Annotated in this window: 14 protein-coding genes; 8 read left to right on the top strand and 6 right to left on the bottom strand. The window is 74.7% G+C overall.

Annotated features, from left to right (window positions below; translation table 11 throughout):
* Positions 1-8: 8 nt before the first annotated feature.
* Complete coding sequence (locus BMY04_RS14835; RefSeq protein ID WP_091182323.1) at positions 9-788, top strand: ThuA domain-containing protein; 780 nt, start codon at positions 9-11, stop codon at positions 786-788.
* On the top strand, positions 785-1,915 hold the full coding sequence (locus tag BMY04_RS14830) for a Gfo/Idh/MocA family protein (RefSeq protein WP_232506416.1): 1,131 nt from the start codon (positions 785-787) through the stop codon (positions 1,913-1,915). Before BMY04_RS14835 ends, BMY04_RS14830 begins: the two co-directional genes overlap by 4 nt.
* Positions 1,916-1,967: 52 nt before the next feature.
* Here BMY04_RS14830 and BMY04_RS14825 read toward each other — a convergent pair whose 3' ends face one another.
* On the bottom strand, positions 1,968-3,026 hold the full coding sequence (locus BMY04_RS14825) for an App1 family protein phosphatidate phosphatase (RefSeq protein ID WP_198410185.1): 1,059 nt from the start codon (positions 3,024-3,026) through the stop codon (positions 1,968-1,970).
* Between the two features lie 106 nt (positions 3,027-3,132).
* On the opposite strand from BMY04_RS14825, the gene BMY04_RS14820 reads away from it, so the two are divergent.
* Positions 3,133-4,314 carry a S1C family serine protease gene (locus tag BMY04_RS14820; RefSeq protein WP_091182321.1) on the top strand — a complete coding sequence of 394 codons (1,182 nt, stop codon included), beginning with the start codon at positions 3,133-3,135 and terminating at the stop codon, positions 4,312-4,314.
* 132 nt (positions 4,315-4,446) lie between these two features.
* Here the strand turns inward: BMY04_RS14820 and BMY04_RS14815 are convergent, their stop codons facing one another.
* Positions 4,447-5,172, bottom strand: coding sequence for an IclR family transcriptional regulator (locus tag BMY04_RS14815; protein WP_091073534.1), 726 nt, complete (start codon positions 5,170-5,172; stop codon positions 4,447-4,449).
* A 136-nt stretch (positions 5,173-5,308) separates the two neighbouring features.
* Between BMY04_RS14815 and leuC the strand changes: the two genes are divergently transcribed.
* The 3 genes from leuC to BMY04_RS14800 all read left to right on the top strand — a co-directional run bounded on the left by leuC (position 5,309) and on the right by BMY04_RS14800 (position 7,842).
* Positions 5,309-6,742: a 3-isopropylmalate dehydratase large subunit gene (gene leuC, locus BMY04_RS14810; protein ID WP_091182318.1), complete on the top strand. Its 1,434-nt coding sequence runs from the start codon at positions 5,309-5,311 to the stop codon at positions 6,740-6,742.
* Between the two features lie 30 nt (positions 6,743-6,772).
* A complete protein-coding gene (gene leuD / locus BMY04_RS14805; protein WP_091182315.1) occupies positions 6,773-7,384 on the top strand; it encodes a 3-isopropylmalate dehydratase small subunit in 612 nt (203 codons plus the stop codon).
* A gap of 161 nt (positions 7,385-7,545) precedes the next feature.
* On the top strand, positions 7,546-7,842 hold the full coding sequence (locus BMY04_RS14800) for an HU family DNA-binding protein (RefSeq protein ID WP_091182311.1): 297 nt from the start codon (positions 7,546-7,548) through the stop codon (positions 7,840-7,842).
* A 9-nt stretch (positions 7,843-7,851) separates the two neighbouring features.
* On the opposite strand, the gene cofC is transcribed toward BMY04_RS14800, so the two are convergent.
* Entirely contained in the window at positions 7,852-8,721 is an 870-nt protein-coding gene (gene cofC / locus BMY04_RS14795; protein ID WP_091182308.1) for a 2-phospho-L-lactate guanylyltransferase, read from the bottom strand.
* A gap of 194 nt (positions 8,722-8,915) precedes the next feature.
* Here cofC and BMY04_RS14790 point away from each other — a divergent pair, with 194 nt between their 5' ends.
* Positions 8,916-9,602, top strand: coding sequence for a lysophospholipid acyltransferase family protein (locus tag BMY04_RS14790; protein ID WP_198410198.1), 687 nt, complete (start codon positions 8,916-8,918; stop codon positions 9,600-9,602).
* Between the two features lie 11 nt (positions 9,603-9,613).
* The gene (locus BMY04_RS14785) at positions 9,614-10,588 is read left to right on the top strand and encodes an NAD(P)H-dependent glycerol-3-phosphate dehydrogenase (RefSeq protein WP_091182552.1); all 975 of its coding nucleotides are present in this window, start codon (positions 9,614-9,616) and stop codon (positions 10,586-10,588) included.
* A gap of 16 nt (positions 10,589-10,604) precedes the next feature.
* Here the strand turns inward: BMY04_RS14785 and BMY04_RS14780 are convergent, their stop codons facing one another.
* From BMY04_RS14780 to BMY04_RS14770, 3 genes are all read right to left on the bottom strand, one after another.
* Positions 10,605-11,438, bottom strand: a complete 834-nt coding sequence (locus BMY04_RS14780) for a hypothetical protein (RefSeq protein ID WP_091182299.1) — start codon at positions 11,436-11,438, stop codon at positions 10,605-10,607.
* Positions 11,435-12,004, bottom strand: a complete 570-nt coding sequence (locus BMY04_RS14775; protein WP_091182296.1) for an RNA polymerase sigma factor — start codon at positions 12,002-12,004, stop codon at positions 11,435-11,437. Before BMY04_RS14775 ends, BMY04_RS14780 begins: the two co-directional genes overlap by 4 nt.
* 132 nt (positions 12,005-12,136) lie before the next feature.
* Positions 12,137-13,276, bottom strand: coding sequence for a trans-sulfuration enzyme family protein (locus tag BMY04_RS14770; RefSeq protein WP_232506415.1), 1,140 nt, complete (start codon positions 13,274-13,276; stop codon positions 12,137-12,139).
* Between the last annotated feature and the right edge of the window lie 68 nt (positions 13,277-13,344).

Here is a 13,344-nt window from a genome sequence, read left to right as displayed (position 1 = left end):
TGAGGCGCATGAGCGAGCCGATCAGGGTGACCGTGTGGAACGAGAACTTCCACGAGACCGACGAGAAGTACCGCGCCGACATGGCGCAGCGCTACCCGGAGGGGATCCACGGCGCCATCGCCCGCGGCCTGCGCGACTCCCTCGGCGAGCAGGTCGAGACGCGGACCGCGACCCTCGACCAGCCCGAGCACGGCCTGACCGACGAGGTCCTGGCGAGCACCGACGTGCTGACCTGGTGGGGCCACATCAAGCACGGCGACGTCGACGACGCGGTCGTGGCCAAGGTGCACGAGGCCGTGCTCGGCGGCATGGGGCTGCTGGTGCTCCACTCCGGGCACTTCTCCAAGATCTTCAAGCGCCTCATGGGCACCTCCTGCGCGCTGGCCTGGCGCAGCAAGGACGACGCCGAGCTCGTCTGGACCGTCGCCCCCGGCCACCCGATCGCGGAGGGCGTGCCCCACCCGATCCGCATCCCCGAGCAGGAGATGTACGGCGAGTACTTCGACATCCCCGAGCCCGACGAGCTGGTCTTCGTCTCCAGCTTCACCGGCGGCGAGGTGTTCCGCTCCGGCGCCACCTTCCGCCGCGGCCGCGGGCGGGTCTTCTACTTCTCCCCGGGCGACCAGGACTTTCCCGTCTACCACCACCCCGACGTCCAGCGCGTGCTGGCGAACGCCGTCCGCTGGGCCGCCCCCGAGCAGCGCTCCGGGCGCACCGCGCCCGGCCTGGTGAACATGAAGGTGCCCGACTTCACCGGCGCGAGCCTGAACCCGGAGGCGGGCGCGTGAGCGCCGACGTGACGGGCGGCGTGGCCGCCGGCGGCCGGACCCGGTCGCCGCTGCGCGCCGGGGTCGTCGGCCTCGGCTGGGCGGGCCAGCAGCACATGGACGCGTACGCGCTGCGACCCGACGTCGAGCTGGTGGCGATCGCCGGCCTCGAGGACGAGCCGCGCGTGCGGCTCGGCGAGCTCTACGGCCTGCCGGGGTCGGGGCTGTTCCGCGGCTACGACGAGATGATCGCGCAGGCCGACCTCGACGTGATCAGCGTGGCGACGCCGACCGCGCTGCACGCCCCCGTCGCGCTCGCGGCGCTGGCCGCCGGCGTGCACGTGCTGTCGGAGAAGCCGCTGGCCGAGGACGCCGAGCGCGGCGCGGCCATGGTCGAGGCCGCCCGGTCGGCCGACCGGGTGCTCGACGTGTCCTTCAACCACCGCCGCCGCGGCGACGTCAAGGCGCTGAAGAAGCTCGTCGACGACGGCGCGCTGGGTGAGATCTACTACGCCAAGGCGGGCTGGCTGCGCCGTTCCGGCATCCCCGGGCTCGGCACCTGGTTCACCCGCAAGGCGCTGGCCGGCGGCGGGCCGCTGATGGACATCGGCGTGCACATGCTCGACATGGCGCTGCACCTCATGGGCGAGCCGGCGGCGCAAGCGGTCAGCGCGTCGACGTACGCGAAGTTCGGCCCGCGCGGGCGGGGCGGTTCGGTGGACCGGCCGACGGTGGCGCCCGGCGCGGACGGGACCGTGCCGTTCGAGGTCGAGGACCTCTCGACCGCGTTCGTGCGGCTCTCCGGCGGCGCGACGCTGCTGCTCGAGGCGAGCTGGGCGTCCTACATCAAGGCCGACGAGCTCTACGTCGTGCTCTACGGCTCCGAGGGCGGGGCGGTCCTGGGCACCCCCGGCGTGTGGAACCAGTCGCGCCTCGACGTGCTCACCGAGATGCACGGCGTGCCCGCCGAGCTCTTCCCGGTGCTGGGCCCGGACGGGCGCCACGGCGAGGCCGTGGACGACTTCCTGGCCAAGGTGCTCGCGCCGGACTGGTCGGGTTTCCACGGCGAGGACGCCCTGACGCGCGCCCTGGTCGTCGACGCCGCGTACCGCTCCGCCGAGGAGCAGCGCGAGATCCGGCTCGACTGACGCGCCCGGGGATCACCCGGAGGCCGGGCCCGCGTCGTCGCGGGCCCGGTGCTCAGGCCTCGACCTCGGGCTGCTGCGCGGAGTCGGCGAGCAGCCCGGCCTCCTCGAGCTGCTCGGCCAGGCCGGCGCCGTCGTAGGCGTAGAACCACGGCACCTTGCTGCCGTCGCCGCGCACGTGGCGCCGGCTCCCGCTGCCGGCCAGCACGGCCTCGCCGGGCGTCAGCTGGCGGATGCAGACCGCGACGACCTGGTCGGGGTGCTCCTCGCAGAACAGCGCGTACGTCTCCGGGTCGTGCTGCCCGTCGTCGCCCACCAGCAGCCAGCGCACGTCGGGGAACTCGCGCGCGAGCCGCTTAAGCGCATCGCGCTTGTGGCGCGTGCCGTCGCGGAACCACGCGTCCGGCGTCGGTCCCCAGTCGGTCAGGAGCAGCGCGCCGGCCGGGTAGAGGTTGCGCGACAGGAAGCGGGTGAGCGTGGGCGCGACGTTCCAGGCGCCCGTCGAGAGGTAGACCACCGGCGCGCCGGCGTGGCTGTCGGTGATGCGCTCGTAGAGGACCGGCATGCCCGGCGTCGTCGTGCGGGCGTGCTCGTTGACCACGAACGTGTGCCACGCGGCGAGGAACGGACGCGGCAGCGCGGTCACCATCACCGTGTCGTCGATGTCGGACACCAGCCCGAAGCGTGTGGCCGGGTCGACGACGAACACCAGGCCGTGCGTCGGCTCGGAGTCCTCCACGCGGTACTCGAGACGGTGCCAGCCCGGCGTGAGGGCGATGTCGACGGTCGCGTCGATCAGCCCGGAACGGTCGGCGGTGACCTCCGCGGTCTCCCCGCTGACCTCGACCCGGACCCGGGCCCCCTGGACCGGGACGCTGGTGAAGCTGCGCCAGCCGCGCGCGCCCATCGGCTCGCCGGTGAGGCGGTGCGTGCCGCGGTTGAGCATCACGCGACCGAGCACCCGGACCCAGCCGTCGCCCCCGTAGCCGGTGTACGGGATGACCAGCGGGATGAAGCCGTTGGACCGGGCCCGCTCCGCGCGCCAGCCGATCAGACGGTTCTCCAGGCGGGCGGCGAGGTGCAGGGCGGGTTCCGGCAAGGGGCTGTCGGGCACGGCCTCAACCTAACGGGCGCAGCAGGCCTGGGCATGGTCGGCGACTCACAGGCCACGCCCAGGAGGGCCCGAGGCGGGTCACGGGACGCGACGGTTCCGTGAGGTCATGACCACCTCGACCCCCGTCACCGTGACCGTTCCCGCTGCCGTTCCTCCGGTCCACGCCCACCGGGCAAGGCGGGCCGGCGCCGTGCTCGCCGCCGGCGGCCTGCTGACCACGGTGCTCGGCGCCGCCGCACCGGCGTCGGCGGGCGTGCGGCTCGTGGACGCGTACGGGTCGTCCGGCTCGGGTCGCACCACGGCGTCGAGCACCGTCGACTCCGACCCCGCGAGCGCGGCCGAGTCGCGCGGCGTGGTGCTGGTCGACACGGTGCTGAGCGACGGGGAGGCCGCCGGGACGGGCGTCGTGCTCACCTCCGACGGCGAGGTGCTGACGAACTACCACGTGGTCGAGGGGTCGACGAGCATCAGGGTCACGCTGCCCGGCAGCGGCTCGCGCGCCGGCAGGACCTACACGGCGACGGTGGTCGGGGCCGACCGGGCGGCCGACGTCGCGCTGCTGCAGCTGCATGGCGCGAGGGGGCTCACGGCCGCGCGCATCGACGACGACACCCTGGCGGTGGGCGACGACGTCACCGCGGTCGGGAACGCGGGCGGCACCGGTGCCCTCACGGCGGCGGACGGGAGGGTCAGCGACCTGTCCGCCTCGATCACCACGCAGTCGGAGGGCACCGTCGCGGGCGAGCGGCTCACGAAGCTGATCGAGACGACCTCCGACGTGGTTCCTGGTGACTCCGGCGGCCCGCTGCTCGACGCCGAGGGCGAGGTCGTGGGCATCGACACGGCGGCGTCGAGCGGGCAGGACATCGACGGTTACGCGGTACCGATCGACACCGCGCTGGCGGTCGTCACGCAGATCCGCAGCGGGGACGAGACCTCGGCGGTCCGCATCGGGCCCGCCGCGTTCCTCGGGGTGGAGGTCGCCCCGACCTTCGTCAGCGACTCGGCGTACGGCTACGGGCGCCGGGGCTACGGCGACGGCGGAGGTAGCGACGCCGCAGGCGCCACGATCGCGGGCGTGGTCGACGGCGACGCCGCGGACAAGGCCGGGCTGGCGGCCGGCGACACCATCACGCAGGTCGGCTCGACGACCGTCACCGACGCGGCCGGCCTGACCAAGGCCCTCGCCGCCATGGAGCCGGGCGACAAGGTGACGGTCACCTGGACCACCGCGGGCGGCGCGCAGCAGTCGGCGTCGGTGACCCTGGACGCGAGCCCGGTCAACTGACGCCCCGACGCGGCCCGTCCACCAGCCTCGAGAGCGACGAACCGCTGACTCCCGACACCCGATCTGGCGACCGAGGTGACGGGAGTCAGCGGTTCGTGGAGAGGGTGCGTCCGCGCCGCTGCTCGAGCGGGCTCAGCCCTCGGAACCGCTGCGGCGCAGCACGTCGCTCAGCCGCTCCGCCGCGGCGATGACGGCGGGGGCGTGCAGGCGGCCGGGCTGGCGCGAGAGGCGCTCGATCGGGCCGGAGACGCTGACCGCGGCGATGACCTTGCCGGAGGGGGAGCGGACCGGCGCCGAGACCGACGCGACGCCGGCCTCGCGCTCGCCCACCGAGTGCGCCCAGCCGCGACGGCGTACGGCGGCGAGGGCGACCGCGGAGTAGCGGCTGCCGCGCAGCCCGCGCTGCATGCGGTCGGGCTCCTCCCAGGCGAGCAGCACCTGGGCGGCGGAACCGGCCTGCATGGTGAGCTGGGTGCCGACCGGAACGCTGTCGCGCAGGCCGGACATGCGCTCGGCCGTCGCCACGCAGACGCGGAAGTCGCCCTGGCGACGGAACATCTGCGCCGACTCGCCGGTGATGTCGCGCAGCCGGGCGAGCACGGGGCCGGCCGTCGCGAGCAGGCGGTCCTCGCCCGCGGCTGAGGCGAGCTCGCCGAGGCGGGGCCCGAGCACGAAGCGGCCCTGGAGGTCGCGGCTCACGAGCCGGTGGTGCTCGAGCGCCACCGCGAGCCGGTGGGCCGTCGGCCGTGCGAGCCCGGTCGCCGACACGAGCCCCGCGAGGGTGGTCGGACCGGTCTCCAGCGCACCGAGCACCATGGCGGCTTTGTCCAGCACGCCGACACCGCTAGAGTTGTCCATGCCTTGATACTGCCGTCTCGGATGCTGGAACGCAAACCGGACGCGCAGCAGCAGGACGAGAGTCCGGACGAGAGTCCGAGGGACAGCCGGGGACCATCCCGGCGCCGCCGATCCGCAGCCAAGAGGAGCCTGGTCCATGGGTAGGACGCTGAGCGAGAAGGTCTGGGACGACCACGTCGTCCGCAGCAGCGAGGGCGAGCCGGACCTGCTCTACATCGACCTCCACCTCGTCCACGAGGTCACCAGCCCGCAGGCCTTCGACGGCCTGCGCCAGGCCGGCCGCCCGGTACGCCGCCCCGACCTGACGCTGGCGACCGAGGACCACAACACCCCGACGCTGAACATCGACCAGCCGATCGCCGACCCGGTGTCGCGCACGCAGGTCGACACGCTGCGCCGCAACGCCGCCGAGTTCGGCGTGCGGATCCACAGCCTCGGCGACCTCGACCAGGGCATCGTCCACATCATCGGCCCGCAGCTGGGGCTGACCCAGCCGGGCATGACGATCGTGTGCGGCGACTCGCACACCTCCACGCACGGCGCCTTCGGCTCGATCGCCTTCGGCATCGGCACCTCCGAGGTCGAGCACGTCCTCGCGACGCAGACGCTGCCGCAGTCGAAGCCCAAGACCATGGCGGTCAACGTCGACGGCGAGCTGCCGCCCGGCGTCACCGCCAAGGACATCGTCCTGGCCCTCATCGCCAAGGTCGGCACCGGTGGCGGCCAGGGCTACGTGGTCGAGTACCGCGGCTCCGCGATCGAGGCGCTGTCCATGGAGGGGCGCATGACGATCTGCAACATGAGCATCGAGTGGGGCGCCAAGGCCGGGCTGATGGCGCCCGACGAGAAGACGTTCGCCTACCTCCAGGGCCGCCCGCACGCCCCGACCGGCGCCGACTGGGACGCCGCCGTCGCGTACTGGTCGACCCTGAAGAGCGACCAGGACGCCGTCTTCGACGTCGAGGTCGACCTCGACGCGACGCAGCTGACGCCGTTCGTCACCTGGGGCACCAACCCGGGCCAGGGCGTGCCGCTGGGGGCGAGCGTCCCCGACCCCGAGGTCTTCGCCGAGCCCAGCGACCGCACCGCGGCCACCAAGGCGCTCGAGTACATGGCGCTGACCGCGGGCACGCCGATGCGCGAGATCGCCGTCGACACCGTCTTCCTCGGCTCGTGCACCAACGGCCGCATCGAGGACCTGCGCGCCGCGGCCGCCGTGATCCAGGGCCACCACGTCGCGGACTCGGTCCGGATGCTCGTCGTGCCGGGCTCGGCGCGGGTCCGGCTGCAGGCCGAGTCGGAGGGCCTGGACGTCGTGTTCAAGGAGGCCGGCGCCGAGTGGCGCGCGGCCGGCTGCTCGATGTGCCTGGGCATGAACCCCGACCAGCTCGCCCCCGGCGAGCGCTCGGCGTCGACCTCGAACCGCAACTTCGAGGGCCGGCAGGGCAAGGGTGGCCGTACGCACCTGGTCAGCCCGCTCGTCGCTGCCGCCACCGCGGTGCGCGGCACGCTGAGCTCGCCCGCCGACCTCGACCGCAGCGACGCCCTCGTCGGCGCCGACCAGCGCTGAGCCGCACGACCGAGCCGACCAGGAGCTGACATGGACGCCTTCACCACCCACACCGGCACGGCGCTGCCGCTGCGGCGCAGCAACGTCGACACCGACCAGATCATCCCCGCGGTCTACCTCAAGCGGGTCACCAAGACCGGCTTCGAGGACGGGCTGTTCGCGGCCTGGCGCAAGGACCCGGACTTCGTCCTCAACCAGCCGCAGTACGCGGGCGCGACGATCATCGTCCCCGGGCCGGACTTCGGCACCGGCTCGTCGCGCGAGCACGCCGTCTGGGCCCTGCAGAACTACGGCTTCCGGGTCGTCATCGGCGCGCGCTTCGGCGACATCTTCCGCAGCAACGCCGGCAAGGCCGGCCTGCTCGTCGCCCGGATCGACCAGAAGATCGTCGACGAGCTGTGGGACTACGTCGAGGAGCACCCGCAGGCGCCGATCACGGTCGACCTCGAGGCCCGCACGATCGTGGCGGACGGCTTCGAGACCGACTTCGAGATCGACGACTACACCCGCTGGCGCCTGCTCGAGGGTCTCGACGACATCGGCCTGACCCTGCGCCAGGTCGACGCCGTCGAGGCGTACGAGGGTCGCCGTCCGGCCTTCAAGCCGGCGACGCTGCCCGAGCGGACCGCTCCGGTCGGCTGAGCCGAATTCGTCCGGGGGACGAGAGATTCATCACGAAAGGGCGTTTCACCCCAAAGGGTATTTGTCCCACAGTTAGACGATCTTCTAGCGTGAGCCGGGCACGTCGCAGTGGGGCTGCGGCGGCGGGCCCCTGCGCCCGTCCTCGCGTGCGGGGAGGTCCAGTGAACAAGGCGCAGCTGATCCAGGAGCTGTCGACGCACTTCGACGGCAGCAAGCGTGAGGCGGCCCGGGCGTTGAACGCCGTGGTCGACACCATCACGACCACCGTCGCGACGGGGGAGAAGGTCTCGGTGACGGGCTTCGGGGTGTTCGAGAAGATCGACCGCCCGGCGCGCACCGTCCGCAACCCGCGGACGGGGGAGCGCAAGGAGGCGCCGCCGACCTCGGTCGTGCGGTTCCGTCCGGGCACCGACCTCAAGGCCTCGGTGGCCGACGGCGAGGGCCTGGCGGAGGCCTGAGAGCCGGCCTCAGAGCCAGGCCGACAGCACGGAGGTGCCGGCGAGCACCGCGTGCAGCCGCTGGCGGGGGCGGGGAGCGCGCAGCCCGTCGGCGAGGCGGTCCTCCGGCAGCGTCACGCGGACGCCGTCGGACGTGACCGCCTGCCCCTGCGCACCGACGACGGTCGTCGTCACCACGGCGTAGGTGCCGAGGAGACCGGTCTGCGGGTCGAGCAGCGTGCGGCTGGCCGGGCCGAGACCGAGGCCCACGGCGTCGACGAGGTCCACCTCCGTGTCCACGTCGCGGCGCGCGTCGGGCACCCGGGTGCCGAGACGCTCGTCGGTGAGCGACACCGCGCCCGAGCTGTGGTGCGCGGCGGCCGAGCGTCCCTGGAAGTGCGGGCCGAGCGCGGAGCCGGCACCGGCCAGCAGCATCGCCGTGCCCACGCCCGTCGCGTCGGCGAGGAACGACCGCTCGTACGCCGCGGCCGCCGCGACCACCGAGCGCACCGAGGACGGGCGCAGCGCGGGCAGGTCGCCGACGCAGGCGAGCACGGCGCCCACCCCCGTCGCGCGCAGGTGGTCGGTGCCGAGACGCAGGGCGGCGTTCATGCCCGCGGGCCGGCCCTCCGCGACCACGGCGACGTCGGCGAGGCCGGCCCGGGCGAGGCGCTGCTGCAGCGCCGGCTGGTCGCTGACGACGCAGACCACCGCGAGCGCGGACCGGAGCGCGGTGAGCGTGTCCACGGCCATGGTCCAGGCCAGGCGGCGGCGCACCGGCTGCGGCAGGGGCGCGAGCCGCGACTTCACGAGCTCGCCCGCCTTGAGCGCGACCACCGCGCCGACGTCGCCCGCGACCTCCGGGTGGGCGGAGGCGGGCGCTGGGGGAGTCGTGGTCATGGGCGGCGTCGATGCTGCCACACCGGTCCCGCGCACTAGGGTGACCGGCACCGCGGGGCAGCGGCCCCGTGCGGCGGAGCGCGAGGAGTGCGGCACTGGCTGGGGAGACGCGGGGCGACGGCAGCACACCGGTCCCACGCCTGGACGTGGTCAACCACGAGCCGGGTGACGCGACCATCCGGCCGTTGATCAAGGTGCTGAACGCCGTCCTCGAGCCCCTCAGCCGGCGCGACTGGCAGGGCCAGGACCGGCTGCCGGCCACGGGCGGGGTCATCGTCGTGGCCAACCACATCTCGAACGCCGACCCGCTCGCGCTCGGGCAGTTCCTGGCCTACTCCGGCCGGTGGCCCCGGTTCCTGGCCAAGAGCTCGCTGTTCGGCGTGCCCGGCCTCGGGCGGCTGCTGCGCAGGGTCCAGCAGATCCCGGTCGAGCGCGGCAGCAGCCGCTCGTCCGACGCGCTCGCCGCGGCCCGGGCGGCTCTCGAGGACGGTCAGGCGGTGGTCGTCTACCCCGAGGGCACGATCACCCGCGACCCCGACCTGTGGCCGATGCGAGGGCGTACGGGTGCGGCCCGCCTCGCGCTGGCGACGGCGTACCCGGTGGTGCCCGTCGCGCAGTGGGGCGCGGAGGAGTTCCTGCGCGGGCCGCGGCTCGGCCTGCCGCGCCTCTGGGCGCGCCCGACGCTGCGGATGCGCGTGGGGCCGCCCGTGGACCTCGGCGACCTGCGCGGCCGGCCCCTGGACGCGGCGCTGCTCGCCGAGGCGACGGAACGGATCATGGCCGCGCTCACCGGGCTGCTGGAGGACCTGCGCGGCGAACCCGCCCCTGCCGTGCGGTTCGACCCGCGGCCGGGCGGCCGCCCGGGCGTCGGCGCACCGTGAAGGTCGCGGTCATGGGTGCCGGCTCCTGGGGCACCACGTTCGGACTCGTCGTGGGCGACACGGGTCACGAGGTGACGCTGTGGGCGCGCCGCCCCGAGCTGGCCGCGGCGATCAACGCGACGCGGCGCAACCCCGACTACCTGCCCGACGTCGAGCTGCCGCCGGGTCTTCGAGCCGTCAGCGACCCCGAGGAGGCGATGGACGGCGCGTACGCGGTCGTGCTGGCCGTGCCCTCCCAGCTGCTTCGCCGCACCCTCGAGGGGTGGAGCGTGCCGGCCGACGCCCACGTCGTCAGCCTGGCCAAGGGCATCGAGCTCGGCACCGGGCGCCGGATGAGCGAGGTGGTCACCGAGGTGGCCGGCGTGGAGCCCGAGCGGCTCGCGGTCGTCACCGGGCCGAACCTCGCCCGCGAGATCGCGGCCCGCCAGCCCTCGGCGAGCGTGGCCGCGAGCGTGCTGGAGGCGACCGCGCAGGACGTGCAGCGTATCTGCCACACGCCGTCCTTCCGCGTCTACACCAACGGCGACGTCGTCGGCTGCGAGCTGGCCGGGGCGACGAAGAACGTCATCGCGCTCGGCGTCGGGATGGCCGTGGGGCTCGGCTTCGGCGCCAACGCGACCGCGTCGCTGATCACCCGGGGCCTGGCCGAGACCGCGCGGCTCGGCGCGGCGCTGGGCGCCGACCCGTACACGTTCGCCGGGCTGGCGGGTCTCGGCGACCTCGTCGCCACCTGCCAGTCGCCGCTGTCGCGCAACCGGACCTTCGGCGAGGAGCTGGGCCGCGGACGTTCCGTGGCCGAGATCAGCCACGCCACCCGCCAGGTCGCCGAGGGCGTCCTGTCCTGCGCCTCGGTGCAGCAGCTCGCCCACGAGCACGGCGTCGACGTGCCGATCGTCGACCACGTCGCCGCCGTCGTCGCCGGCGAGCTCACGCCGGCCGAGGGCGTCCGCGCCCTGATGAGCCGGGCGCCGGGGCGCGAGCGCTGAGCGTCCGCCCGGGCGGCTACCGCGCCTGCACCTGACGCGTCGTGCCGTCGTCGAGGGTCACGGTGTAGGTCCACGCCTCGCTCAGGCCCGGGTTGTCGACCCGTGCCGCACCCGCCGGCCACCACGCGGCGAAGCGGCCGTCCACGAGGGAGGCCACCACGTCAGGGCCCACGGGCGGGTGGACCGTGACCCGGGTGACGTCGCTGCCCGCGTAGCCGGTGACCCAGATGAAGAGGCCGTCGACGGTGCCGAGGTGGAGCCGCCGGGGCACCGCCACGGTGCCGCTCATGCTCTCGGTCTCGACGAGGCCATCGGACGCCGGTGGCGGCACCTCGACGTGCTCGGGGTCGTAGGAGCCGAAGAACCGTCGTCCGCGAGCCGCCGCGCCGCTCGTCCCGACGAGGTCGTCGGGCATGAGGCAGGCCGCCTCACCGGTGGGGGCGTCGAGCAGGACGGAGGTCCAGCCGCCCCGGCGTTCGGCGAGCACGACGTGCGGGTCCTCGAGCGGGACGGCCAGGCCTGAGCGGCACGTCTCGGCGGCGGTCGCCGCTGCTCGGAGGGTGAGCGGCGTCGGCGTGGCCGTCCAGTCCGCGAAGGCCGGACCGCCGGTCAGGACCATCGACAGGGCGACGACACCCGCCGCGAGGAGGGCGGCGGGCCCGAGACCGCGGATCCGCCGGCGCGGCCGGTCGCCCGGCGTCGAGCCCGCCTCGTGGTCAGGGGTGGCGACGATCCGGGCGAGGGCCGCGTCGGCGCGCCGGCGCTCGTCCTCGGACAGGGTGGTCGTGGCCGCGGGGTCCAGTCCGCGCAGGGCGGCGGCGGTCCGTTCGGCGTCGGCGCACTTCGTCATCGTGGGCTCCTCGCGGACGCGAGGTCGGCCGACGGCCGACCGTCCGGGTGGGTGGGTCCGAGCTGGTGCCGCAGCGCTCTCCTGGCCCGCGACAGGCGGAGGCGGAAGGCGACCGGGGAGATGCCGAGCACCGAGGCCGCTTCGGGCGCGCTCAGCCCGTCGAGCACGGCGAGGGCGATCGCCTCCTGGTGCACGGCGCTGAGCCGTGGCCAGACGGCGGCGACGGCGAGCCGGTCGGTGACCGACTCCGTGGTCTCGCTCGCGCTCGCCGCGGCCTGACCCGTCTCCGCGAGGCGCACGGCGACCGCGTCCTGGCGGCCCTCCCGGCGCCGGGTGCTCAGCAGGGTCCTGCGGGCCACGCCGAACAGCCAGGCGCGCGCCGCGGACAGGTCGGCGGGGACGTCGTCCAGCCGGCGCCAGGCCACCAGCATCACGTCCCCGACCACGTCCTCGGCCTGCGACGTGTGGACCCGCCTCCGGACGAACCGGAGCAGGTCGACGTAGACGGCGTCGTGCAGCGCGCGGAAGCGCTGCTCGCGGTGCCCGCCCGCCGTGGTGGGGTTCATGACCTCTTCTTGTCGACGTCGGCCCAGGTGTGTCGCCGTCCGACGGGATTCTTCTCGGGACGGGGCCCGGATGCCGTACGGGACGTGGCTTCGAGGCGGTCGCCGACGAGGGCTGCGCGCCCCGAGCGCCCCTCAGAGCGCGTCGAGCGAACGTTCCAGGTCGGCCCAGAGGTCCTCGACGTGCTCCACGCCGACCGACAGGCGGACGAGGCCCTCGGGCACGACCGCGAGCTCGCCGGACCAACGGCGGCGACGTTCCAGGGTCGACTCGACCCCGCCGAGGCTGGTCGCGTGGACCCAGAGGTCGCAGCCGTCGACGAACCGCTCGGCCGTGGGCCCGTCGGCCAGCTCGACCGACAGCAACGAGCCGAACCCGTCCATGGTCGCCGCGGCCCGCGCGTGCCCTGGGTCGTCGGGCAGGCCGGGGTAGCGGACCCGCCGGACGGCCGGGTGGGCGGTGAGACGGGCGGCGAGGGCCTCGGCGTTTGCCACCGCCGCGCGGACGCGCAGCGGCATGGTGCGGATCCCGCGCAGCGCGAGCCAGGCCTCCATCGGGCCGGGCACGGCGCCGCTGTCGTGGCGCACGGCGGCCAGCGCCTCGTACAGCTCGGCGGCCCCGTCGCCGTCGGCGCGGACGGTGAGCGCCCCGAGCAGCAGGTCCGAGTGCCCGCCGACGAACTTGGTCCCCGACTCCAGCACGACGTCGAAGCCCTGCTCCAGCGGGCGCTGCAGCAGCGCCGAGGCGAAGGTGTTGTCCACGACGGTGCGGACCCGGCCGCGCAGCTCGGCGCCGATGCGCGGGAGGTCGGCGACCTCCATGAGCGGGTTCGTCGGCGACTCCAGCCACACCAGGTCCGCGCCCTCCGCGGCGGCCAGGACCGCGTCGGTGTCGGCGACGTCGACCTCGCGCAGCACCCAGCCGAACTTCTCCGCCCTCGAGCGCACCAGAGCCGACACGCCGAGGTAGCAGCTGGTCGGCAGCACGACCGTGTCGCCGGGCGCGAGCAGGTCCAGCACCGCGCTCGCCGCCGCCATCCCGCTGGCGAACGTCACGCAGCGCCCGCCCTCCAGCCGGCCGAGGACCTCCTCGAGCGCCGTCCACGTCGCGTTGCCGTCGCGGCCGTAGCCGAGCGCGGGCCCGCTCGTGTCGTGCGCGCCGACGTAGGTGGAGGCGAGGGCCGGCGAGACGTTCAGGGGCGCGCCGGGCGTACGGGGAGGGCGGCCGAGGGCGACGGCCAGGGTGTCACGGTGCAGGTCGGCGTGGGAGCTCACACGCTCCATCCTCGCGCGCGGCGGACGGCTGCGCGGCGCGCCCGCCGGTAGGGTCGGCGACGCCCGGG

Origin of the sequence: Microlunatus flavus (assembly GCF_900110855.1) — a bacterium.
Classification (GTDB): Bacteria; Actinomycetota; Actinomycetes; order Propionibacteriales; family Propionibacteriaceae; genus Microlunatus; species Microlunatus flavus.
Note: the sequence above shows the minus strand (reverse complement) of the source record. Positions and strands in the feature narration are given on the sequence as shown.

What these genes read in the sequence shown, in the direction of transcription:
- BMY04_RS14835 (WP_091182323.1), top strand. Translation starts at nt 9, where the DNA reads ATGAGCGAGCCGATCAGGGTGACCGTGTGGAACGAGAACTTCCACGAG.
- cofC (WP_091182308.1), bottom strand. Translation starts at nt 8,721, where the DNA reads ATGACCACGACTCCCCCAGCGCCCGCCTCCGCCCACCCGGAGGTCGCG.
- BMY04_RS14815 (WP_091073534.1), bottom strand. Translation starts at nt 5,172, where the DNA reads ATGGACAACTCTAGCGGTGTCGGCGTGCTGGACAAAGCCGCCATGGTG.
- BMY04_RS14785 (WP_091182552.1), top strand. Translation starts at nt 9,614, where the DNA reads ATGGGTGCCGGCTCCTGGGGCACCACGTTCGGACTCGTCGTGGGCGAC.
- BMY04_RS14820 (WP_091182321.1), top strand. Translation starts at nt 3,133, where the DNA reads ATGACCACCTCGACCCCCGTCACCGTGACCGTTCCCGCTGCCGTTCCT.
- BMY04_RS14780 (WP_091182299.1), bottom strand. Translation starts at nt 11,438, where the DNA reads ATGACGAAGTGCGCCGACGCCGAACGGACCGCCGCCGCCCTGCGCGGA.
- leuD (WP_091182315.1), top strand. Translation starts at nt 6,773, where the DNA reads ATGGACGCCTTCACCACCCACACCGGCACGGCGCTGCCGCTGCGGCGC.
- leuC (WP_091182318.1), top strand. Translation starts at nt 5,309, where the DNA reads ATGGGTAGGACGCTGAGCGAGAAGGTCTGGGACGACCACGTCGTCCGC.
- BMY04_RS14775 (WP_091182296.1), bottom strand. Translation starts at nt 12,004, where the DNA reads ATGAACCCCACCACGGCGGGCGGGCACCGCGAGCAGCGCTTCCGCGCG.